Below are 19,165 nucleotides of genomic sequence, written 5' to 3'. Positions count from 1 at the left end.
GCTCAGTGCGCTCTTGAAGCCGCCGCGCGATGCTGCGACGGGGTCTGCCCGAAGGTCCGCTTGAAAGTTCGCGTGAACTGCGAGGCATTTTCGAAGCCGACGTCAAGCGCGATCTCGATCAGCGGCGCCTTCGACTGGACCAGGATCGATTTTGCCCGCTCCATGCGGACCCGATTATAGGCCTTGGCAGGAGACATTCCCGTCTTGTCGATGAAAATTCTCTCCAACTGCCGCCGTGACAGGCCAACCATCGCGGCAAGCTTCTGGATCGATATGCTGCCGTCGACGAACTGTTCCATCGTAATCATCGCCGCCTTGACGCGGGCGTCGTCATAATCGTCATACAGCGGACGGCGGGGCTGTATGTCCGCCGGCGCCCGGGCCTTTTCGATCTGAAGCACCTCAAGCGCATTTCGCTCGGCATCCCGGCTGATATATTTCCTGACCAGCAACGCCGCCATGTCGGCCGCGCTGCTGCCGCCGGCGCAGGATCCGCGCTGGCGATCGAGATTGAAGAGCCGGTCGGACCGAACGCCGAGGTCGGGAAACCGCTCGCGAAACTCCTTGTAATGCAGCCAGCTCACGCAGGACTCGTGCCGCTTCATCAGGTCCGCGGCCGCAAGAATGAACGACCCGGTGCAGACGCCGATCAACGGCACCTTCTTGGCATCCGCCTGCTTGAGAAAGGTGATGGTCTGCTGGTCGACGGGGTTTTCCACCGTCAGAAGCCCACCAACGACGACGATGTAGTCGAATTTCAACGGATCGACGAAATCGGAGGTCGGAGCAACCTGGACGCCGCAGCTCGAGGTGATCAGATGCCGCGTGCTGCCGATCACCTGCCAGTCGGCAAGCACCCTTCCGGACCGATCCTGCTCATCACTGGCAAGCCGCAGCGTGTCGATGAAGAGTGCGAAGGCCGACAGCGTAAACGACCGCGACAGCACGAACCCCACCTTGAGCCGGGCACCGGATTTCGCGGCGCCGTCTCCCTGCCGATGCTGCTCCGGTCGCATAGTCATCTCCTTGCCGCCTCTGCTCACAAGCCGCGATCATCGAATCTGAAAACCGTGCGCGAGCGGATCACGGTCGTCAACAAAATGGTTTTGTGGCCGACGACATGCGCCCAGCCTTCGATAATGCCGGCTTAAGGTCGTGTACCTGCGTCTGCGTCAACGCGGCCTGTGAAGGTTGTGTGTTGAGCCAATCGACGGCCAGCACCAGGAAGGAAGGCGCCAGGCGAAAATGAAAGGCTTACGGATTCACGAGTTCCTCCATGTTCCAGCCGAGCGAGACTCTGGTTATCCGGTCAAGCATCAGTACCATGATGCCGATCGCTCCACCGATCGGCGTGGCGATGTCGAGTGTCCTAATTGCGCCGTAGATGTCTCCCCAATGCCTGCCAAGATGCTCGGCAGCGCAAAGCCAAGCCAAATCTTGAGACGGCATGGTCCCGAGCGTCTCTTCGATGAGCTCTTTGGCGGTGCGGATATCGAGGGGATAAGGCGGATGCGGGCGGCATCGCTACGATCAGCCCTCGCCTATCCAAAGCCTAAGCATGGCGACCGCAGCAGCGGGTGGACGTATGGCGGACACGTTGGATCAAATCGAGGCCAGTCCACTAAGCCGATCAAGGTCGTCAATAGACAGTAGGAGATAACAACCGGGACGCCGATCGCCAAGGCGATCCCGGGTCGCTACTACCAAAACCACGGCGCGATATCCCGATATCCGAACAGCGGCTTTGTCGGGGAGCGCAGAGATCGGCGCTCCCCGTGCGTTTACGAGGCGAGCACGCCGCTCTTCTTGGCGGTCCAGGTTGCGATGTAGTCCATCAAGCCGGGTGACAGGCAATCATAGGGCTCGAGGCCCGATGCCTTCAGCTGCGCTCTGACCGCGTCCATCTTCGAAGGATCGAAGCCGCTTTCGATGATCGACGACACGAAGGCCGCAAAACCGGGCTTCGCCCAGCCGCCTTCCTGGAAGCGCTCCGGATGGACGAACGACAATCCCTGGAACGCATGTTCGCGCTCGACGGGCCCATACATGTGCACGCCGCATTCCTTGCAGGCGTGCCGCTGAATCAAGGCAGCCGCATCGACGACGGCGAGCTTGTCGCCGTTCTCGAGGACTTCGACGCTCTCGGTCGGCGCAACTGCCACGACCGAAAAGGCGGCCCCCTCGGGCTTCCAGCATTTGGTGCAGCCGCAGGCGTGGTTATGGGCGATATCGCCCTTGATCCTCACCTTGACGGGATTGCTCGTGCATTTGCACACCAGCGTCCCGCCGGCAAAGGCGGCGTCAGTTGCTCGAAAGCCTGAATCCAATGCCGGATGAATGGCTATGCTCATTGCTTCTCTCCTTCCCTCCCTGGCCGTTTGCGTTATGCCCGGCCGAGCTCTGCAATCAACTCCCCAACCTCTGCGCGTGCCAGCGCAGATGGTCCTCCATGAATGTCGAAATGAAAAAGTAGGAGTGGCCGTAGCCTTCCTGCATGCGAAGCTGCAGGGGAATGCCCGCCGCCTCGCAGGCTTGCCTGAGCTCGTCGGGTCGTAAGCCGTCCTCCAGGAAGCTGTCGGCCGTCCCCTGATCGACGAACAGTTCCGGGAACCGATGCCCGTCTTCGATCAGCGAGCAGGAATCATAGGCCCGCCAGGTCGCCTCGTCGGCTCCGAGATATTTACGCAATGCCGGTTTCGACCAGCCGGAGACCGAGGGATGGCTGATCGGCGCGAACGCCGAGCAGCTCCGGAAGCGGTCGGAATTCTTCAGCGCGATGGTGATCGCGCCATGTCCGCCCATCGAGTGGCCGAAAATTCCCTGGCGGCCCATATCGACGGGAAATTCCGCGGCAAGCAGGCGCGGCAACTCGTCGGTGATGTAGCTGTACATGCGATAATTCGCCGAAAACGGCGGCTCGGTGGCATCGAGGTAAAAACCGGCGCCCTTTCCGAATTGCCAATTGTCGGGTTCATCCGGCACGTGGTCGCCGCGAGGGCTGGTGTCCGGGCAGACGACGATCAGTCCGAGCTCGGCGGCAAGCCGCCGATATTCGCCTTTGTCCATGACATTGGCATGCGTGCAGGTCAGGCCGGACAGGTACCACAGCACTGGGCAATTGCCCTTATCTGCCTGCGGCGGCACGAATACCGCAAAGGTCATGTCGCAGTCGCAGGCCTCCGAGCGATGGACATAAACCCCTTGAGTGCCGCCGTAAGACTTGTCGATCGAGATGGTTTTCATGGCTTAGTACACCACCACGCCGCGGATGCTTTCGCCCTTGTGCATCATGTCGAAGCCCTTGTTGATGTCGTCGAGCGGCATCGTATGGGTGATCATCGGATCGATCTGGATCTTGCCCTGCATGTACCAGTCGACGATCTTCGGCACGTCGGTACGGCCGCGCGCGCCGCCGAAGGCGGTGCCCATCCAGTTGCGGCCGGTGACCAGCTGGAACGGACGCGTCGAGATCTCCTGGCCGGCGCCGGCAACGCCGATGATGATCGACTTGCCCCAGCCGCGGTGGGAGGATTCCAGCGCCTGGCGCATCACCTTGGTGTTGCCGGTGCAGTCGAAGGTGTAGTCGGCGCCGCCGATCAGGTCGCCTTTACGCTTGGTCATATTGACGAGATGGGGCACGATGTCGTCGCCGACCTCCTTCGGATTGACGAAATGCGTCATGCCGAACTTCTCGCCCCATTCCTTGCGGTCATTATTGATGTCGACCCCGATGATCATGTCGGCGCCGGCCAGCCGCAGGCCCTGCAGCACGTTGAGGCCGATGCCGCCGAGACCGAAGACGATCGCGGTCGAACCGATCTCGACCTTGGCGGTGTTGATCACCGCGCCGATGCCGGTGGTGACGCCGCAGCCGATATAGCAGATCTTGTCGAAGGGCGCGTCGGGATTGACCTTGGCAAGGGCAATCTCCGGCAGCACGGTGAAATTGGCGAAGGTCGAGCAGCCCATATAGTGATGGATCTTGTCCTTGCCGATCGAGAATCGCGAGGTGCCGTCCGGCATCACACCCTGGCCCTGGGTCGAGCGGATCGCCGTGCAGAGATTGGTCTTGCGGGAAAGGCAGGAATAACATTCGCGGCATTCCGGCGTGTAGAGCGGAATGACGTGGTCGCCCTTCTTGACCGAGGTGACGCCGGGACCGACATCGACGACGATGCCGGCACCCTCATGGCCGAGGATCGCCGGGAACAGGCCTTCCGGATCGGCGCCGGACAGGGTGAAATCGTCGGTGTGGCAGATGCCGGTCGCCTTGACCTCGACCAGCACTTCACCGGCCCGCGGGCCTTCCAGCTGCACGGTCATCACTTCGAGCGGTTTTCCGGCCTGAACGGCTACGGCGGCGCGAACGTCCATTTTGATATCCTTCCTTAAATTCAATTCTGACTGCTATATATTCGGACAGACTGGGCCCCTCCACCGGCCCTCGCCGATCGCCGCGAAGACCAACCTCGTCACGTCTCCGGCTCAACCTGGCACCAGACCGCGAGAAGCGGCTTTGCCGTGCATCTTATCGCGAATGATTGCCCCGCATCGTTCGCGAAGACTGTGCCAGTCGCGGCAGAAAACCACTGCGAATTGCCAAGGCAGATTTCTGCGGGCGAAAGCAGAATGAAGGCCCGAGGCTGCGTCTGAACATGATCGGGAAAACGGGTATAGCGGTCCATATAGATCACGCCGACCCTGAGATCGGCGCGCTCCTCCATGCCGCCGGGACCGACCACAACAGCATGAGAATGCGTGTTGCCGAAATTCAGGCTTGCAAACGGGCCTGAGCGGCCGCGTCGCCAGAGCAGGCTGTCGGCAAGACTTCTGAATTGGCTGGCAATCGCCTCATATTTCCGTCCTGATTTGGCAAGATGGCCAATGGCGTCATCGAGCCCCTCGGGTGCACCGGCAAGAGGCCCACTCTCCAGCGGGCGCACCTTGCCTGTTTTGAGCAGCCTCTGCAGAACCTTGCCCGCGACGAAACTGGCGACGGCAGGGGCGTCGGCCGACAACATCAGGCCGCCGACGTCGTTGAGGAATTCCTGCAGCGGCCGAGGACGCCTTTCCCTGCCGATGTCGTGCAGTCTGATATAGGCCGGCTTTTCCTCATCGTTCAGAAGAAGGTCGGCCCCACGTTTGATTGGACGTCCCACCGCGCGCGCCACGTTCAGTCCCCTCGCTTAGAGCGCCTTTTCCAATTCCGGCAGGGCCTCGAACAGATCGGCGACCAGGCCGTAATCGGCAACCTGGAAGATCGGCGCCTCCTCGTCCTTGTTGATGGCGACGATCACCTTGCTGTCCTTCATGCCGGCCAGATGCTGGATGGCCCCGGAGATGCCGCAGGCGATATAGAGATCGGGCGCCACCACCTTGCCGGTCTGACCGACTTGCCAATCGTTCGGCGCATAACCGGCATCGACGGCGGCGCGGGATGCGCCGACGGCGGCTCCGAGCTTGTCGGCAAGCGGCAGGATGACTTCCTTGAACTTCTCGGCCGAGCCGAGTGCCCGGCCGCCGGACAGGATGATCTTCGCCGAGGTCAGCTCCGGACGGTCGGAGGCCGACAGCGCATCGCCGACGAAACGCGACAGACCCGGGTCGGAGACCGCCGGGATCGCCTCGACGCTGGCCGAGCCGCTTGTCGGTGCCGAGGCAAAGGAGGCGGTGCGCACGGTGATCACTCGTCTGGCATCGCTTGCCTGCACCGTCTGAATGGCATTGCCGGCATAGATCGGGCGCTTGAAGGTATCGGCGGAAATCACTTCGATGATCTCCGAGACCTGGGCGACATCGAGGAGCGCCGCCACCCGCGGCAGCACGTTCTTGCCGACCGAGGTGGCGGCCGAGAGGATGGCGTCATAGCTGCCTGCCAGCGAGACGATCAGGTCGGCCAGCGGTTCGGCCAGATTGTTGGCAAGTTCGTCGCTTTCGGCAAGCAGCACCTTGGAGACGCCGGAGAGTTTGGCAGCCGCATCGGCCGCAGCCTTGGCGCCCTTGCCGGCGACGAGCACATGCACGTCGCCGCCGATCTGGGAAGCGGCCGTCAGCGCCTTGGCGGTCTGATCGGAAAGGCTGACATTGTCGTGGTCGGCCAGAAGAAGAATGGTCATGATGGTGTTCTCTCTTTCCTGCCTTAAAGCACGCCGGCTTCGTTCTTCAGCTTGTCGACAAGTTCGGCGACCGACTTGACCTTGACGCCGGCCTTGCGGCCGGACGGCTCCTCGGTCTTCAGCACCTTCAGCCGCGGCGTCGTATCGACACCGAAATCGGCAGGCGACTTCTTGTCGAGCGGCTTCTTCTTCGCCTTCATGATATTCGGCAGCGAGGCATAACGCGGTTCGTTCAGCCTGAGGTCCGAGGTGACCACCGCCGGCAGCTTGATCTCGATCGTCTGCAGGCCGCCATCGACCTCACGGGTGACCTGCGCCTTGCCGTCACCGATCTCGATCTTCGAGGCGAAGGTCGCCTGGGCATAGCCCAAGAGAGCCGCCAGCATCTGGCCGGTCTGGTTGCTGTCGTCGTCGATCGCCTGTTTGCCGACGATAACAAGGCCCGGCTGTTCGGCATCGGCGACACCCCTGAGGATCTTGGCGACGGCGAGCGGCTCGACCGCATCGTCGGTCTCGACCAGGATCGCCCGGTCGGCGCCCATCGCAAGCGCGGTTCTCAGCGTCTCCTCGGCCTTGGCAGGGCCGATCGAGACCACCACCACTTCCTCGGCCTTACCGGCTTCCTTCAGCCGCAGCGCCTCTTCCACCGAGATCTCGTCGAACGGGTTCATCGACATCTTCACATTGGCAAGCTCGACACCGGAACCGTCCGGCTTCACCCGGATCTTCACGTTGTAGTCGACAACCCGTTTGACGGGCACGAGAATCTTCATTTGCAAAACCCCTTTATTTCTAGACTGCCGGCCGTCAGTGCGGCCGTTCGGCAAGCAGCGCCCAGAAGGCGAAGAGCGGTGTATCCACCGACCTCATGGCATGTTTGATCCCGGGGATATTGTAGAATGATCCGCCGATACCAGGCGAAAACCAGTCTCCCTCCCCCTGCTGAAACTCCCCCTCGGAAAGCACGAGATAAACTTCCTCCGGCGCGTGGTCGTGATCGGGATAGCGCACGTGCGGCGCCAGCAATGTCACACCCAGCCAAAGGTCGCTCCGCTCCTCCAATCCTCCTGGGCCGATGAGCATGGCATTGGCATGCCCATCGACGAAATTGTCGCCGGCGGTGTGGTCATACTTGGTGCGTCGGCGCCATTCAAGCATCGGCTCGATGCCTTTGAACGCCTCGATCAATCGCACCAGCAAAGGATCATAGGAGGGATCAACCGCAAGCGCCACATCAAGCTGAGCGCAGACGGGCAACCGGCTTCCCTCCCCCGCACGCGCGACCCCCGGCTGCTCCAGCGCCGCAAAAAATTGACGGATCGACCGCCGGGCCTCCGGGGCCTTCGCGAACCGATCAAAAGCCAGAGACGCGGCATCCACGAAAGACTGGAGGCTTTGTTCACGTAAACTCATATCACCCCCCCGAAATGACCGGCCGACGAGCGGTCGCTGCTGCGATCATATATCCTTGGCGATGCGCAGACCGTCATAAATGGCGGCATGCGTATTGCGCGCAGCGACAGCATCGCCGATCCTAAACAGCTGGAACCTGCCCTCGGGATTGCGCATGATGGACTGCGGCTCTCCCGAAAGAAGCTGGTCGTGCGACATCTCGCCGAGATTGCTCGAGCTGGGCTTCAGCTCGAAATAGAGTTCGTCGAGCGGGATGGTCCCGTGATTGACGACGATCTGGTCGAAGCTGCTCTGTTTGGCAATCCCACCGTAATCGCTGCCGACATGGGCGACGAGCTGGTTGCCGCTCTTCTCGACCGCCTCCAGGCGATAGGTAACCGTGAAGGTCACGTCATGCTTCTGGAGAGAGCGCATATAGGGCACCAGGTTCATCGCCATGACCTCGGGCGCAAAGGACCGGTCCGGCGTCATGATCTCAACCTTGGCGCCCGCCTTGGCAAGAAACTCCGCCGCCTGAAGACCGGCATGGTCGCCGGCATCGTCGAAGATCAGCACGTTGGTGCCAGGCTTCACATCACCGGAGATGATGTCCCAGGAGGAGACCACCAGCTCGTTGCCGCGAGAGAGAACCTCGGTATGCGGCAAGCCGCCGGTCGCGATGATGACGACGTCGGGGCGCTCGGCTTCGATCGTGTCGGCTTCCGCCCATGTGTTGAAGTGGAAGGTGACGTCGTATTTCTCGCACTGGCTCATGCGCCAGTCGATAATGCTGATCATTTCCCTGCGGCGCTCGCTCTGGGCAGTGAGCCGGACCTGTCCGCCGGCATTGTTCGCCGCTTCGAAGACGACGACCTGATGGCCGCGCTCTCCGGCGACGCGCGCCGCTTCCAGACCGGCCGGGCCGGCGCCGACGATGACGACCTTTTTCCTGGCCTCGGCCTTCGCTACGATATGCGGCATGGTCAGTTCGCGGCCGGTCGCGGCATTATGGATGCAATAGGCGGCTCCGCCCTGATAGATGCGATCGAGACAATAATTGGCGCCGACGCAGGGACGGATATCCTCTTCCCGCTTTTCGATGATCTTGCGGACGATGTGCGGGTCGGTCATGTGGGCGCGGGTCATGCCGACCATGTCGACCTTGCCGGCCGCGATCGCGTGGCGGGCGGTGGCGACATCGGGAATCTTCGCCGCATGGAAGGTCGGGAAGTTGGTCGCGGCGCGGATCTCGCCGGCGAAGTCGAGATGCGGCGAATTCGCCATCCCCTGGATCGGGATCACGTCGGTGAGACCCGCATCGGTATCGATGTGGCCGCGGATCACGTTCAGGTAATCGATGAGGCCGCTTTCCTTCAGGCGCTTGGAAATTTCGATGCCTTCGGCCTTGCCGGTACCGCCGGGAAGACATTCATCGGCGGTATAGCGCAGGCCGAGAATGAAATCGTCGCCCACTCTTTTGCGGATCGCCTTGAACACGTCGAAACAGAAACGCAGGCGGTTATCGAGCGAGCCGCCATAGGGGCCGTCGAGTTCGTTGGTGAGCGGAGATACGAACTGGTCGATCAGGTGGCCGTAAGCCTCCAACTCGACGCCGTCCATGCCGCCCGCCTTCATGCGTTCGGCCGCGTCGGCGAAATCCTTGATGATGCGCTCGATATCCCAATCTTCCAACTTCTTCGGGAAGGCGCGGTGCGAAGCCTCGCGATGATGCGAGGGGGCGACGACCGGCAGCCAGTCGCCCTTGTCCCAGCGCGTGCGCCGGCCAAGATGGGTCAGCTGGATCATGATTGCCGCACCCTCTTCGTGTACGGCGTCAGTCATCTCCCTGATCCACGGAACGATCTCGTCCTTATAGGCAAGCAGATTGTTGAAAACAGGCGGACTATCCTTGGAAACGGCCGCCGAGCCCGCCGTCATCGTCACAGCCACCCCGCCCTTTGCGCGCTCCACCGTATAGGCGCGATACTTCTCCTTCGGCATGCCGTCTTCCGGATAGGCCGGCTCATGAGACGTCACGATGATACGGTTGCGCAACTTCAAATGCTTGAGCTGATAGGGCTGCAGAAGGGGATCATTCGACATGGGCCGTGGTTCCGGATTAAAACATCGAGGGGAACGCTAAGCGCAATGTACATATGTGTCAACGATGAAAACAGTAAAGTCGTCACATTCGACACTGATGTACATTTTCCTTGTGCGCGGCTTCATAATTTGATAGGAGATAGTGCATGGATCAGGCTTTGAACGACACCGGCTGGCGCGGATCGCAGGAGGGATGGCTGGAAGCAGCTTACCACTCCCTGCTGGAATCCGGCGTGGATTCGGTGAAAATTCTGCCGCTGGCGAAGAAGCTCAATCTCTCGCGCACCAGCTTCTACTGGTTCTTCAAGGATCGGGAGGAGCTGCTGAGCGCGCTCGTGGCGCTATGGCGCGACAAAAACACCGGCAATATCGTCAAGCGGTCGGAAGCCTATGCGGAATCCCTGGCCGAAGCGATGCTCAACGTCTTCGATTGCTGGCTCGACAACGATCTGTTCGACGCAAAATTCGAGTTTGCCGTGCGCAGCTGGGCGCTGCAATCCGACGAGCTTCTCGCAGAGGTCCAGCAGGCCGATCAGATCCGGCTGGAGTCGCTGAAACGCATGTTCATGCGGTTCGGGTTACCAGAAACGACATCGGATGTCAGAGCGCGGACAACTTACCTCGTTCAGATCGGATATATCTCCATGCAATCGAGGGAGGAACTTGCCGTTCGCATGAAACGGATTCCGGAATATATCGCGATCTACACGGGCGAAGTGCCGCAGCAGAGGGAGCTTGATCGCTTCTTCTCCCGGCATAGCTATCGGCCCGGTTAAAAGGAGGCCCGGATGAGCGTTTCCTTGAGGATCGGCATAATTGGCGGCGGCGGCTGGCTGGGCGGAGCAATCGCCGGCTCGATTGTCGACGCCCGCCTGGTCGAGCCCCAGAATCTCTCACTCTCCTATCGCAGCCAACAGCCGGATCGCTTGCCGAATTCTTTCTGGACTTCCGACAATCAGGCGCTTGCCGACCGCTCGGACGTGATCGTTCTCTCCGTCCGGCCCGATGACTGGCGCGCCCTTGACGTCGATGCCGGCGGCAAACTGGTCATATCGGTCATGGCCGGCATCGGTCTCGCCGCCCTTTCGCAACGCTATAAGACCGGCCGTGTCGTCCGTGCCCTACCGAATGCTGGTGCCGAAGTTGCTAAGTCCTATACGCCCTGGATTGCTGCGGACGAGATCACGGAAGGCGACCGCGCCGTCGTCCGCGCCATTTTCGAGGCGTGCGGATCGCAAGACGAGGTCGCCAGAGAAAGCGACATCGATTACCTCACAGGCCTTTCCGGTTCCGGACCGGCGTTCCCGGCGCTGCTTGCGGCCGCCATGATGGGCGACGCCGTCGCCCGCGGCCTGCCAGCCGAGATTGCGCGCCGCGCCGTCAATACGGTGATATCAGGCGCCGGCCGCCTTTTGGAGCGCCGTGACGAGAGCCCGGATAACGTCGTACAAACCTTTCTTGACTATCGCGGCACCACAGCGGCAGCTATCGAAGGCATGCGCGCTGCGGGGTTCGACGCTTCGGTCGCCAAGGGATTGTCGGCAGCATTTCAAAAATCGGTGAGTATGGGAAAGCTTTCCTGACGACCGTTGGGGCGGGCACTGCGGCACCCCGTTCGGCAAGACAAGCCGCTAAACAGAGGGAACGAGAATGAAGAAATTACTTGCATCGACGTGTTTGACGTTCGGCCTGATCGGCGGCGCGTCATTCGCCAGCGCCGCCGAATGCGGCAGCGTGACCATCGCCAGCATGAACTGGCAGAGCGCCGAAGTTCTCTCCAACCTAGACAAGTTCATCCTGAACGAAGGCTATGGCTGCAGTGCTGACATCACCGTCGGCGACACCGTCCCGACGATCACCTCCATGGCCGAAAAGGGCCAGCCGGATATCGCGCCGGAAGCCTGGATCGACCTGTTGCCCGACGTCGTCAAGAAGGGCACGGATGAAGGCCGCATCGTCCAGGTCGGCTCGCCGCTGCCGGACGGTGGTGTGCAGGGCTGGTGGATTCCCAAATATCTCGCTGATGCCCATCCGGATATCAAGACGATCGGCGACGTGCTGAAGCACCCGGAACTCTTCCCCGATCCGGAAGATGCGAAGAAGGGCGCCATCTACAACGGCCCGCAGGGCTGGGGCGGCACCGTGGTAACCTCGCAGCTCTATAAGGCTTTTGACGCCGAGAAGGCGGGCTTCACCCTCGTTGATACCGGCTCCGCCGCCGGTCTCGACGGTTCGATCGCCAAGGCTTACGAGCGCAAGGAAGGCTGGGCCGGCTACTACTGGGCGCCGACCGCGCTGCTCGGCAAGTATCAGATGGTTAAGCTCGAAGCCGGCGTGCCGAACGACGCTGCCGAATGGAAGCGCTGCAACACCGTTGCCGACTGCCCCGACCCGAAGCCGAATGCATGGCCGGTCGATCACGTCGTCACACTGGTTGCCAAACCTTTCGCGGAAAAGGTCGGACCTGATGTCATGGACTACCTGAAGAAGCGCTCCTGGAGCAATGACACGGTCAACAAGCTGATGGCCTGGATGACCGACAACCAGGCGACCGGCGAAGACGGCGCCAAGCACTTCCTGAAAGAAAACAAGGACCTCTGGACCAAGTGGGTCTCGCCTGAGGCAGCCACGAAAATCGAAGCTGCTCTCTAAAGCCAAATGGCGGTGCGCGAAAAGTGCACCGCCTCTCGCTGCCGATAAAATGAAAAAGACTGCCACGGCTCTTTAAAGATAAGGGGAACAGAATGGAATGGTTTTATAAATTCCCGCATATGGATGACGACGCGCTTCGCAATCTGAAGAAGGCGATCGATGACGGTTTTCGCACGTTTACCCGCAGCTACGGCGACGCGATCGAAAGCCTCTTCACGCCGCTGCAGCATTTCCTCATCGCCGCCGACCGCTTCATGACGCAGACGCCGTGGCCAATCATCACCCTCATCATCCTAGTCATCGCATGGTTTGCGAGCCGCAACCTGAAGATTGTTCTCGGCTGTCTCGTGACGCTGCTGCTGATCGGCTATTTCGACATGTGGGACGATACGATGCGGACGGTCTCGATGATCTTCGTCTGCACCGTGCTCTCCATCGCCATCGGTATTCCGATGGGAATATTCATGGCACGCTCCGACCGGCTGCAGCGCATCATCAATCCGATCCTTGACGTCATGCAGACGATGCCGAGCTTCGTCTATCTCATCCCTGTCGTCATGCTGCTCGGCATTGGCAAGGTGCCGGGACTGATCGCCGTCGTCATCTACGCCATTCCGCCGATGATCCGTCTTACCGATCTCGGCATTCGACTTGTCGACAAGGACGTGCTGGAAGCGGCCGACGCTTTCGGAACGTCGAGTGCGCAGAAGCTGTTCAAGGTACAGCTGCCGCTGGCACTGCCGACCATCATGGCCGGCATCAACCAGACCATCATGATGGCGCTCGCCATGGTGGTCGTCGCCTCGATGATCGGCGTCCAGGGACTAGGACAGCCGGTGCTGAAGGCGATTGCCAACCAGTACTTCACCCTAGGTATTTTCAACGGCCTCGCCATCGTCGGCATCGCCATCATCTTCGACCGGGTCAGCCAGGCGTATGGCAAGAGGCTCCAGAAGCATCGGGAGATCGTCCATGGCTGATCAACGTTTCGGCGGCATCAAGATCCGCCATCTCTACAAGATCTTCGGTCCCAACCCGGCCGCGCATGTCGACGCGGTCCAGAAGGGATTATCGAAGACCGAGCTCAACGCAAGGTACGGTCACGTGCTCGGCCTCAAGGATATCAATGTCGAGATACCCTCCGGCCGGATCCAGGTGATCATGGGTCTTTCGGGGTCGGGCAAGTCGACGCTCATCCGCCACATCAACCGTCTTATAGACCCGACGGCCGGCGAGGTGCTCGTCGACGGCGTTGATGTCGTGAAGATGAATGAGACGGAATTGCGAACTTTTCGCCGGCACCAGACCGCAATGGTGTTTCAGAAGTTCGCGCTTCTGCCGCACCGGAACGTTCTCGACAACACCATCTTCGGCCTTGAAGTCCAGGGCATGGAGCGCCCGAAAGCCATCGACGTCGCGATGCGCTGGCTGGAGCGTGTCGGGCTCAAGGGCTTCGAGCAGAAATATCCCAACCAGCTCTCCGGCGGCATGCAGCAGCGTGTCGGCCTTGCGCGCGCCCTTTCCAACGATGCGCCGGTCCTTTTGATGGACGAAGCCTATTCGGCGCTCGACCCTTTGATCCGCATGGATATGCAGACGGTCCTTCTCAACATTCAGAAGGAGATCAAGAAAACCATCGTCTTCATCACCCACGATCTTGATGAAGCCCTTCGCCTGGGCGACCAGATTGTGATCCTGCGCGACGGCGAAGTCATCCAGCAGGGCACCAGCCAGGACATCGTCCTGCGGCCAGCCGACGACTACATCGCCAACTTCGTCAAGGAGGTTAATCGCGGCCGGGTCATTCAAGTCGAAGCCGTGATGACGCCGCTGCACTCAGGTGCGGCGCCGGTTGGACTGGCGATAGTGGCGGGAACGACCGTCGAAGAAGCCGTCCGCATGCTGTCATCGGCGCCAGAGGGCGACGCCAGGGTGGTTTCGCCTTCCGGGGAAACCTTAGGGCTCGTCACCTTCCGCCAGCTCGCAAGTGCGATGGTGAACTCACACGAGGTTGCTCCGGAGCGCGACAGCGCCCTGTCGGTCGCCCTCTGAAGCTCCGAATGCGGCCGTCTTTCCGTTTCGCTGGCGACACCGATATCTCGCATGTTGCCATTTCGGGAAATGGGAAGCCGGCCGCCGCCGGACCGTGAAGATGCTTGAGGTCAAATGGCTTCTTCAGACCTGCCCGATTACAACACTGTCTGGGTGAGGAATTGCGCCCGCAGCGTGTCGATGTCATAGAGATCGGAGACCGCGCCGCGCCAAGCGCCTATGCCTTCTGTGAGGCCACGCGAGCGGCCTTGGAGCTGTGACGCCGGAGCGCTCCCGCTGCTTCCTGAGCAAGCTCTTCCAAGTGGCAAATGAGACATTCACGGTCGTCATCCGCTTTGCGCAAGCCGCGGCGCGAACATGCCTCCAGCCAGCGTTAACCTATACATTTTGCGCAAAACCAGTCCAGACTGCGTCGCGAAAAGCCGCTTGACCGACTTTATCGGGGGCCGACAATTGCTCGATGGCCACGGTGCAATAAGATGGTTTTCGACCAAGGCCATGATGGTTGCGGTCCTCAAGCCCAACCCCGTTCATCCATCACCCCCAAACGGATGGAAGGGATCGTACATACGCACCCCATCCCGTGCGTATGCGTGCATGCCTGTCTGCCTGCCGAAGGCTATAAGCGGTCCACTATAGAACCTTCGGCAGGCGACTGCGCAGATCGCGAAGTGGGGCGTTCTCCATAACTCCAGCCTCTCGGCAAGACCGCCGCGTTTGAGCCTTTCGTGGCCTCACGGATACACCCCTTAAATTTGCCCTTCTGCGTAATCGTTTCATCACCGACAGCCGGCGGCCCGAAGACTTGCCTATTATTCCGAGTTCTGCCAGTTCCTGCCGTCGGGCTAAGAAACTGATCGGATGGAAGATGTCGACAATGCATTCAACGGGTTGGTTTTTTGACGCCTGCCACGTCCGAATTCGGCCTTTATCGGCTTGAGCAAATCGCTGATCCCGCTGCCGATACCGCGCGGAGATCCTCCTGCCCCGCTGAAGTGTGCTGCACTCCACGCCCCGATCGGCTAGGATATTGCCAAGTCTCGCCCATCCGCATCAATCCATCGGCAGCGATCGCGCCTCTCGCGGGGATGTGCGGGCAGTTGAGAAGAGCAGAGCAACGCAGCCACACTGAACAAGGGGAGCAGCATGTCCGAAACTAGCCATGCGCCATTCTCGTTTCGGTTTCGCGGTTCTTCGTTCGACAACATGGTCGAAACGCTCGGCGGCGCCTTCGGCGCATTCGATGCCGCGCCTGTCGGACGCGCCCAGGACTTCCACTGGGGGTTGGATTTTTCCGCCAGTGACAGCGCTGTCCTGCTGACCGGATATCACGAGGCGGAGTTTCAGTTCAATATCGAGCCAACCGTCGATACGGCGGAGTATCTGTCGATCGTCGTGCCGCGCAGCGGCGGCATGGGGGTGGCATATGGATCCCGCGTCGCCGAGGCGGGAGAAGGAAAACTGCTTCTTTATAATAATTTCGAACCAGACAGCGTCATCATGTACGGCCAGTCGAATGTCATCGACGAATTGCTGATCAACTGGTCGGTGATCCTGCAGACGATCGGCCAGACGTTCGAAATACCGTTCAGCGGCTCTCTCGATCTGCTGCCCGAGTTGGATCTGTCGACGCCGGTCGGCCGGACGATCGGCAATTTGACCGAAACGATCGCCATCGGCATGCGCGACGACGGCCCCTTGCTGCAGTCGCCGATCGCCATGGCGCATATGACGCAGGCGCTGGCCGATCTTGTCGTGCGCATGGTGCCTAACCGACTGTCGCATTTCCTCGACAAGGGGCCTGCCCTCATCGCTCCCCGCCATGTGCGCAAGGCGATCGAATTCATGCAGGCCAATATCGACCAGCCGATCACCATGCCGAAGGTCGCCGAAGCGGCCGGCGTCTCCAGCCGGGCGCTCGAAACCGGCTTCCGTGCCTTCAGGGGCACCTCTCCCGCCGTCTATCTGCTGACACTTCGTCTGCGCGCGGCGCGCCAGGACTTGCTCGATCCGGAGAGCACCGAAACCATGAAGACGATCTGTCTCAAATGGGGCTTCTTCCACTTCGGCCGGTTTTCCGCGGTCTATAAATCGACCTATGGGGAATATCCTTCCGACACCAGGAAGCGCGTCGGCCGTCGATAAAGCATATTGTCAGGAAGTGTGCGGGGGGTCCGGGACAATGCATAAAAACAAGGAGCGAAAGCCCTCGCTTACGGCGACGTAGACGGCGGCAACATATAGTGCACTCTCATCGTCCGCGGATCCCGCTTGACGATCTCAAGCACGTCTTGGCTCTCCGCCAGCGCATTGAGTTCACGCAGTACGAGGGAATGGGCGATCCCCAGCTTGCGCGCAAAGACGCGGCTGTCGCGCGCGATCCCGAGTTCGGCGGCAACGAGGAGACCGGCCTGGATGGATGTCAGCCTGATATCGCCCTCTTGCGCTGAAGCGACGAGGGCGAGAAACCGATCGACGTCGGCCGGCTCTTCACTCACGAGGCGTTTCGCCCGCGGAAGGACACCATGATCGACTTCGAGGTCGGCGTATCGCTTTCCTTGCCGGCGCTGCCGAGCGGCACCAGCACGTTCAGCTCGGGATAATAACCGGCGATGCTGCCCCGCGGAATGTCATAGGGCACCAGGCGGAAATCCTCAGCGATGCGCTCGATGCCATCATCATGCTCGCCGATCACGTCGACCCGGTCACCGGCCTCGGCATTCATCGCCTTCAGGTCGGCGGGATGAATGAAAATGACCTGCCGTTCTCCGTAGACGCCACGATATCGGTCATCGAGACCGTAGACCGTCGTATTGTATTGATCATGCGACCGGAAAGTCTGCAGGGCAAAACGATGCCCCTCACCCTTTCGCGCACGCTGATGCACCGTCTCCTCGGGAAGCGCCTCGGAGGAGAATGAGGCCTTGCCCGCCGGCGTATCCCACTCGCGATGGGCCGCCGCATTGCGCAGGTGGAAACCGCGCGGCTTGCGCAGGCGCTGATTGTAGTTTTCGAAGCCCGGAATGGTCGCCTCGATATGATCGCGGATAAGGTCGTAATCCTCGGCGAGCTCCGCCCAGTCGACCACGGCGGAACCGACCGTCGCTTCCGCAATGCCGGCAATGATGGCGACTTCCGACAGCAGGTGCGGCGAGGCCGGACGATTGATGCCGGCGGAGCCGTGCACCATGCTCATCGAATCCTCAACGCTGATGAGCTGGGACTTGCCGGCTTCGTTGAGGTCCATCTCGGTGCGTCCGAGGCAGGGCAGGATGAAGGCCGCCTCGCCCGGCATGAGATGCGAATGGTTGGGTTTGGTCGCGATGTGCACCGTCAGCTTCAGCTGCCGAAGCGCCTTTTCAACCAGGGCGCTGTCGGGCGTGGCGCGCGCGAAATTGCCGCCAAGCCCGATGAAGGCTTCGGCCGAGCCGTCGAGCATCGCGCCGATCGCGGCAAGGACATTGTGGCCATGTTCGCGGGGAACGGTGAAACGGAAGTGTTTCTCCAGCGCATCGAGGAAATCGTCCGCCGGCTTTTCGTTGATGCCGACGGTGCGGTCGCCCTGCACGTTGGAATGGCCGCGCACCGGGCAAAGACCGGCGCCCGGCTTGCCGATATTGCCGCGCAGGAACATGAAATTGGCGATCTCGCGGATCGTCGCGACCGAATGAAGATGCTGGGTGACACCCATCGCCCAGGTGCAGATGACGCGTTCGGCGTTGATATAGACATCGGCTGCCCGTTCGATCTCTTCCCGGCTCAGTCCCGATTGGTCCTCGATCTCAGCCCAGCTCGTCGCCTCGACCGCTACCTGATACGCCTGAAAATCCACGCAGTGTTCGGTGAGAAATGCATGGTCGAGAACGGAGGGAAGACCGGCGGCGACCGCTTTGTCTTCCGCGGCGAGCACAGCCTTCGCCATCCCCCGAACCGCGGCCATGTCGCCGCCGAGATCCGGCTGCAGGTATAGGCTGGCGATCTCGGTCGAACCGCCCCGCAGCATCTCGATCTTGTCCTGCGGATCGGAAAAACGCTCCAGGCCGCGCTCGCGGATGGGGTTGAAGACGACGACACGCGCGCCGCGGATCGCCGCCCGGCGCAGGTCGCCGAGCATTCGCGGATGGTTGGTGCCCGGGTTCTGCCCGATGACGAAGATCGCGTCCGCCTCTTCGAAATCCTCCAGCAGCACCGTGCCCTTGCCGACGCCGACGGCTTGGTGCATGGCGATGCCGCTTGCTTCGTGGCACATGTTGGAGCAATCGGGAAAATTGTTGGTGCCGTAGACGCGCACGAACAGCTGGTACAGGAAGGCGGCTTCGTTGCTGGCCCGGCCCGAGGTGTAGAATTCCGCCCGGTTGGGGGTATCGAGGCCCTTCAGGATGCTGCCGATCTCGGCAAAGGCATCCTCCCACGAAACCGGCAGATAACGGTCGCTCGCCGCATCATAGCGCATCGGATGCGTGAGGCGGCCGTTGAGTTCCAGTTCATAATCTGACCGCCGGCGAAGCTCAGACACCGTATTGTCAGCGAAGAAGGCCGGCGTTGCCCGCTTTTCCGTCGCCTCCCAGGCGACCGCCTTGACGCCGTTTTCGCAAAACTCGAACGACGATCCGTGTTCCGGATCGCCCCAGGCGCAGCCCGGGCAATCGAACCCATCGGGCTGGTTCGCTTTCAGCATGGTGCGTGCGCCTGAAATGGGCATGCCGCTTTGCAGCAATTGCTTGCCGCAGCTCTTTAGAGCGCCCCAACCGCCGGCTGCCGCCGATTTTTTGCCGATGAATTTTGTATCCATGCGCCTCTGTATTGTCGAAGCGCTAGAAACATCAAGGCCACAGAAATGATGGTTCGAT

At 60.9% G+C, this 19,165-nt stretch carries 18 protein-coding genes and 1 pseudogene; 6 read left to right on the top strand and 13 right to left on the bottom strand.

What is annotated here, in order from left to right; translation table 11 throughout:
* Positions 1-2 precede the first annotated feature (2 nt).
* The 11 genes and pseudogenes from RLEG4DRAFT_RS05085 to RLEG4DRAFT_RS05040 all read right to left on the bottom strand — a co-directional run bounded on the left by RLEG4DRAFT_RS05085 (position 3) and on the right by RLEG4DRAFT_RS05040 (position 9,611).
* Positions 3-1,016: a GlxA family transcriptional regulator gene (locus RLEG4DRAFT_RS05085; protein ID WP_003575760.1), complete on the bottom strand. Its 1,014-nt coding sequence runs from the start codon at positions 1,014-1,016 to the stop codon at positions 3-5.
* Between the two features lie 36 nt (positions 1,017-1,052).
* Positions 1,053-1,195: pseudogene (locus RLEG4DRAFT_RS54115) on the bottom strand (proline racemase family protein); the annotation flags it as partial.
* Positions 1,196-1,254: 59 nt separating this feature from the next.
* Positions 1,255-1,449, bottom strand: coding sequence for a hypothetical protein (locus RLEG4DRAFT_RS05080; protein WP_037093259.1), 195 nt, complete (start codon positions 1,447-1,449; stop codon positions 1,255-1,257).
* A gap of 332 nt (positions 1,450-1,781) precedes the next feature.
* A complete protein-coding gene (gfa, locus tag RLEG4DRAFT_RS05075; protein WP_003575758.1) occupies positions 1,782-2,351 on the bottom strand; it encodes an S-(hydroxymethyl)glutathione synthase in 570 nt (189 codons plus the stop codon).
* 55 nt (positions 2,352-2,406) lie between these two features.
* Positions 2,407-3,243, bottom strand: coding sequence for an S-formylglutathione hydrolase (gene fghA, locus RLEG4DRAFT_RS05070; protein WP_003575757.1), 837 nt, complete (start codon positions 3,241-3,243; stop codon positions 2,407-2,409).
* A 3-nt stretch (positions 3,244-3,246) separates the two neighbouring features.
* Complete coding sequence (locus tag RLEG4DRAFT_RS05065) at positions 3,247-4,374, bottom strand: S-(hydroxymethyl)glutathione dehydrogenase/class III alcohol dehydrogenase (RefSeq protein ID WP_003575755.1); 1,128 nt, start codon at positions 4,372-4,374, stop codon at positions 3,247-3,249.
* A gap of 98 nt (positions 4,375-4,472) precedes the next feature.
* Positions 4,473-5,171: a dimethylsulfonioproprionate lyase family protein gene (locus RLEG4DRAFT_RS05060; RefSeq protein ID WP_003575754.1), complete on the bottom strand. Its 699-nt coding sequence runs from the start codon at positions 5,169-5,171 to the stop codon at positions 4,473-4,475.
* Between the two features lie 15 nt (positions 5,172-5,186).
* The gene (locus RLEG4DRAFT_RS05055; protein ID WP_003575751.1) at positions 5,187-6,116 is read right to left on the bottom strand and encodes an electron transfer flavoprotein subunit alpha/FixB family protein; all 930 of its coding nucleotides are present in this window, start codon (positions 6,114-6,116) and stop codon (positions 5,187-5,189) included.
* Between the two features lie 23 nt (positions 6,117-6,139).
* On the bottom strand, positions 6,140-6,889 hold the full coding sequence (locus RLEG4DRAFT_RS05050; protein ID WP_003575748.1) for an electron transfer flavoprotein subunit beta/FixA family protein: 750 nt from the start codon (positions 6,887-6,889) through the stop codon (positions 6,140-6,142).
* A 34-nt stretch (positions 6,890-6,923) separates the two neighbouring features.
* Positions 6,924-7,529, bottom strand: coding sequence for a dimethylsulfoniopropionate lyase (locus RLEG4DRAFT_RS05045; protein WP_003575746.1), 606 nt, complete (start codon positions 7,527-7,529; stop codon positions 6,924-6,926).
* Between the two features lie 45 nt (positions 7,530-7,574).
* Positions 7,575-9,611 (bottom strand): NADH:flavin oxidoreductase, encoded by a 2,037-nt coding sequence (locus RLEG4DRAFT_RS05040; RefSeq protein ID WP_003575743.1) that lies wholly within the window; start codon positions 9,609-9,611, stop codon positions 7,575-7,577.
* Positions 9,612-9,757: 146 nt separating this feature from the next.
* Here RLEG4DRAFT_RS05040 and RLEG4DRAFT_RS05035 point away from each other — a divergent pair, with 146 nt between their 5' ends.
* The 6 genes from RLEG4DRAFT_RS05035 to RLEG4DRAFT_RS05010 all read left to right on the top strand — a co-directional run bounded on the left by RLEG4DRAFT_RS05035 (position 9,758) and on the right by RLEG4DRAFT_RS05010 (position 16,460).
* Positions 9,758-10,387: a TetR/AcrR family transcriptional regulator gene (locus RLEG4DRAFT_RS05035; RefSeq protein ID WP_003575741.1), complete on the top strand. Its 630-nt coding sequence runs from the start codon at positions 9,758-9,760 to the stop codon at positions 10,385-10,387.
* Between the two features lie 12 nt (positions 10,388-10,399).
* On the top strand, positions 10,400-11,194 hold the full coding sequence (locus RLEG4DRAFT_RS05030; protein WP_003575739.1) for a pyrroline-5-carboxylate reductase family protein: 795 nt from the start codon (positions 10,400-10,402) through the stop codon (positions 11,192-11,194).
* Positions 11,195-11,261: 67 nt separating this feature from the next.
* Positions 11,262-12,263: an ABC transporter substrate-binding protein gene (locus RLEG4DRAFT_RS05025; RefSeq protein ID WP_003575737.1), complete on the top strand. Its 1,002-nt coding sequence runs from the start codon at positions 11,262-11,264 to the stop codon at positions 12,261-12,263.
* A 92-nt stretch (positions 12,264-12,355) separates the two neighbouring features.
* Positions 12,356-13,243, top strand: a complete 888-nt coding sequence (locus RLEG4DRAFT_RS05020) for an ABC transporter permease (protein WP_003575734.1) — start codon at positions 12,356-12,358, stop codon at positions 13,241-13,243.
* Positions 13,236-14,315 (top strand): quaternary amine ABC transporter ATP-binding protein, encoded by a 1,080-nt coding sequence (locus RLEG4DRAFT_RS05015; protein WP_003575733.1) that lies wholly within the window; start codon positions 13,236-13,238, stop codon positions 14,313-14,315. The genes RLEG4DRAFT_RS05020 and RLEG4DRAFT_RS05015 overlap by 8 nt, the downstream gene beginning before the upstream one ends.
* Positions 14,316-15,461: 1,146 nt before the next feature.
* Positions 15,462-16,460: an AraC family transcriptional regulator gene (locus tag RLEG4DRAFT_RS05010; protein WP_003575731.1), complete on the top strand. Its 999-nt coding sequence runs from the start codon at positions 15,462-15,464 to the stop codon at positions 16,458-16,460.
* A 68-nt stretch (positions 16,461-16,528) separates the two neighbouring features.
* On the opposite strand, the gene RLEG4DRAFT_RS05005 is transcribed toward RLEG4DRAFT_RS05010, so the two are convergent.
* Both RLEG4DRAFT_RS05005 and RLEG4DRAFT_RS05000 read right to left on the bottom strand, forming a co-directional pair.
* Complete coding sequence (locus RLEG4DRAFT_RS05005; protein WP_003575728.1) at positions 16,529-16,813, bottom strand: hypothetical protein; 285 nt, start codon at positions 16,811-16,813, stop codon at positions 16,529-16,531.
* Entirely contained in the window at positions 16,810-19,107 is a 2,298-nt protein-coding gene (locus tag RLEG4DRAFT_RS05000; RefSeq protein ID WP_003575725.1) for an FdhF/YdeP family oxidoreductase, read from the bottom strand. The genes RLEG4DRAFT_RS05005 and RLEG4DRAFT_RS05000 overlap by 4 nt, the downstream gene beginning before the upstream one ends.
* Between the last annotated feature and the right edge of the window lie 58 nt (positions 19,108-19,165).

It is taken from the genome of Rhizobium leguminosarum bv. trifolii WSM2297 (genome assembly GCF_000271845.1).
The sequence above is the reverse complement of the archived record's forward strand: the minus strand, read 5'-3'. Positions and strand labels throughout refer to the sequence as shown.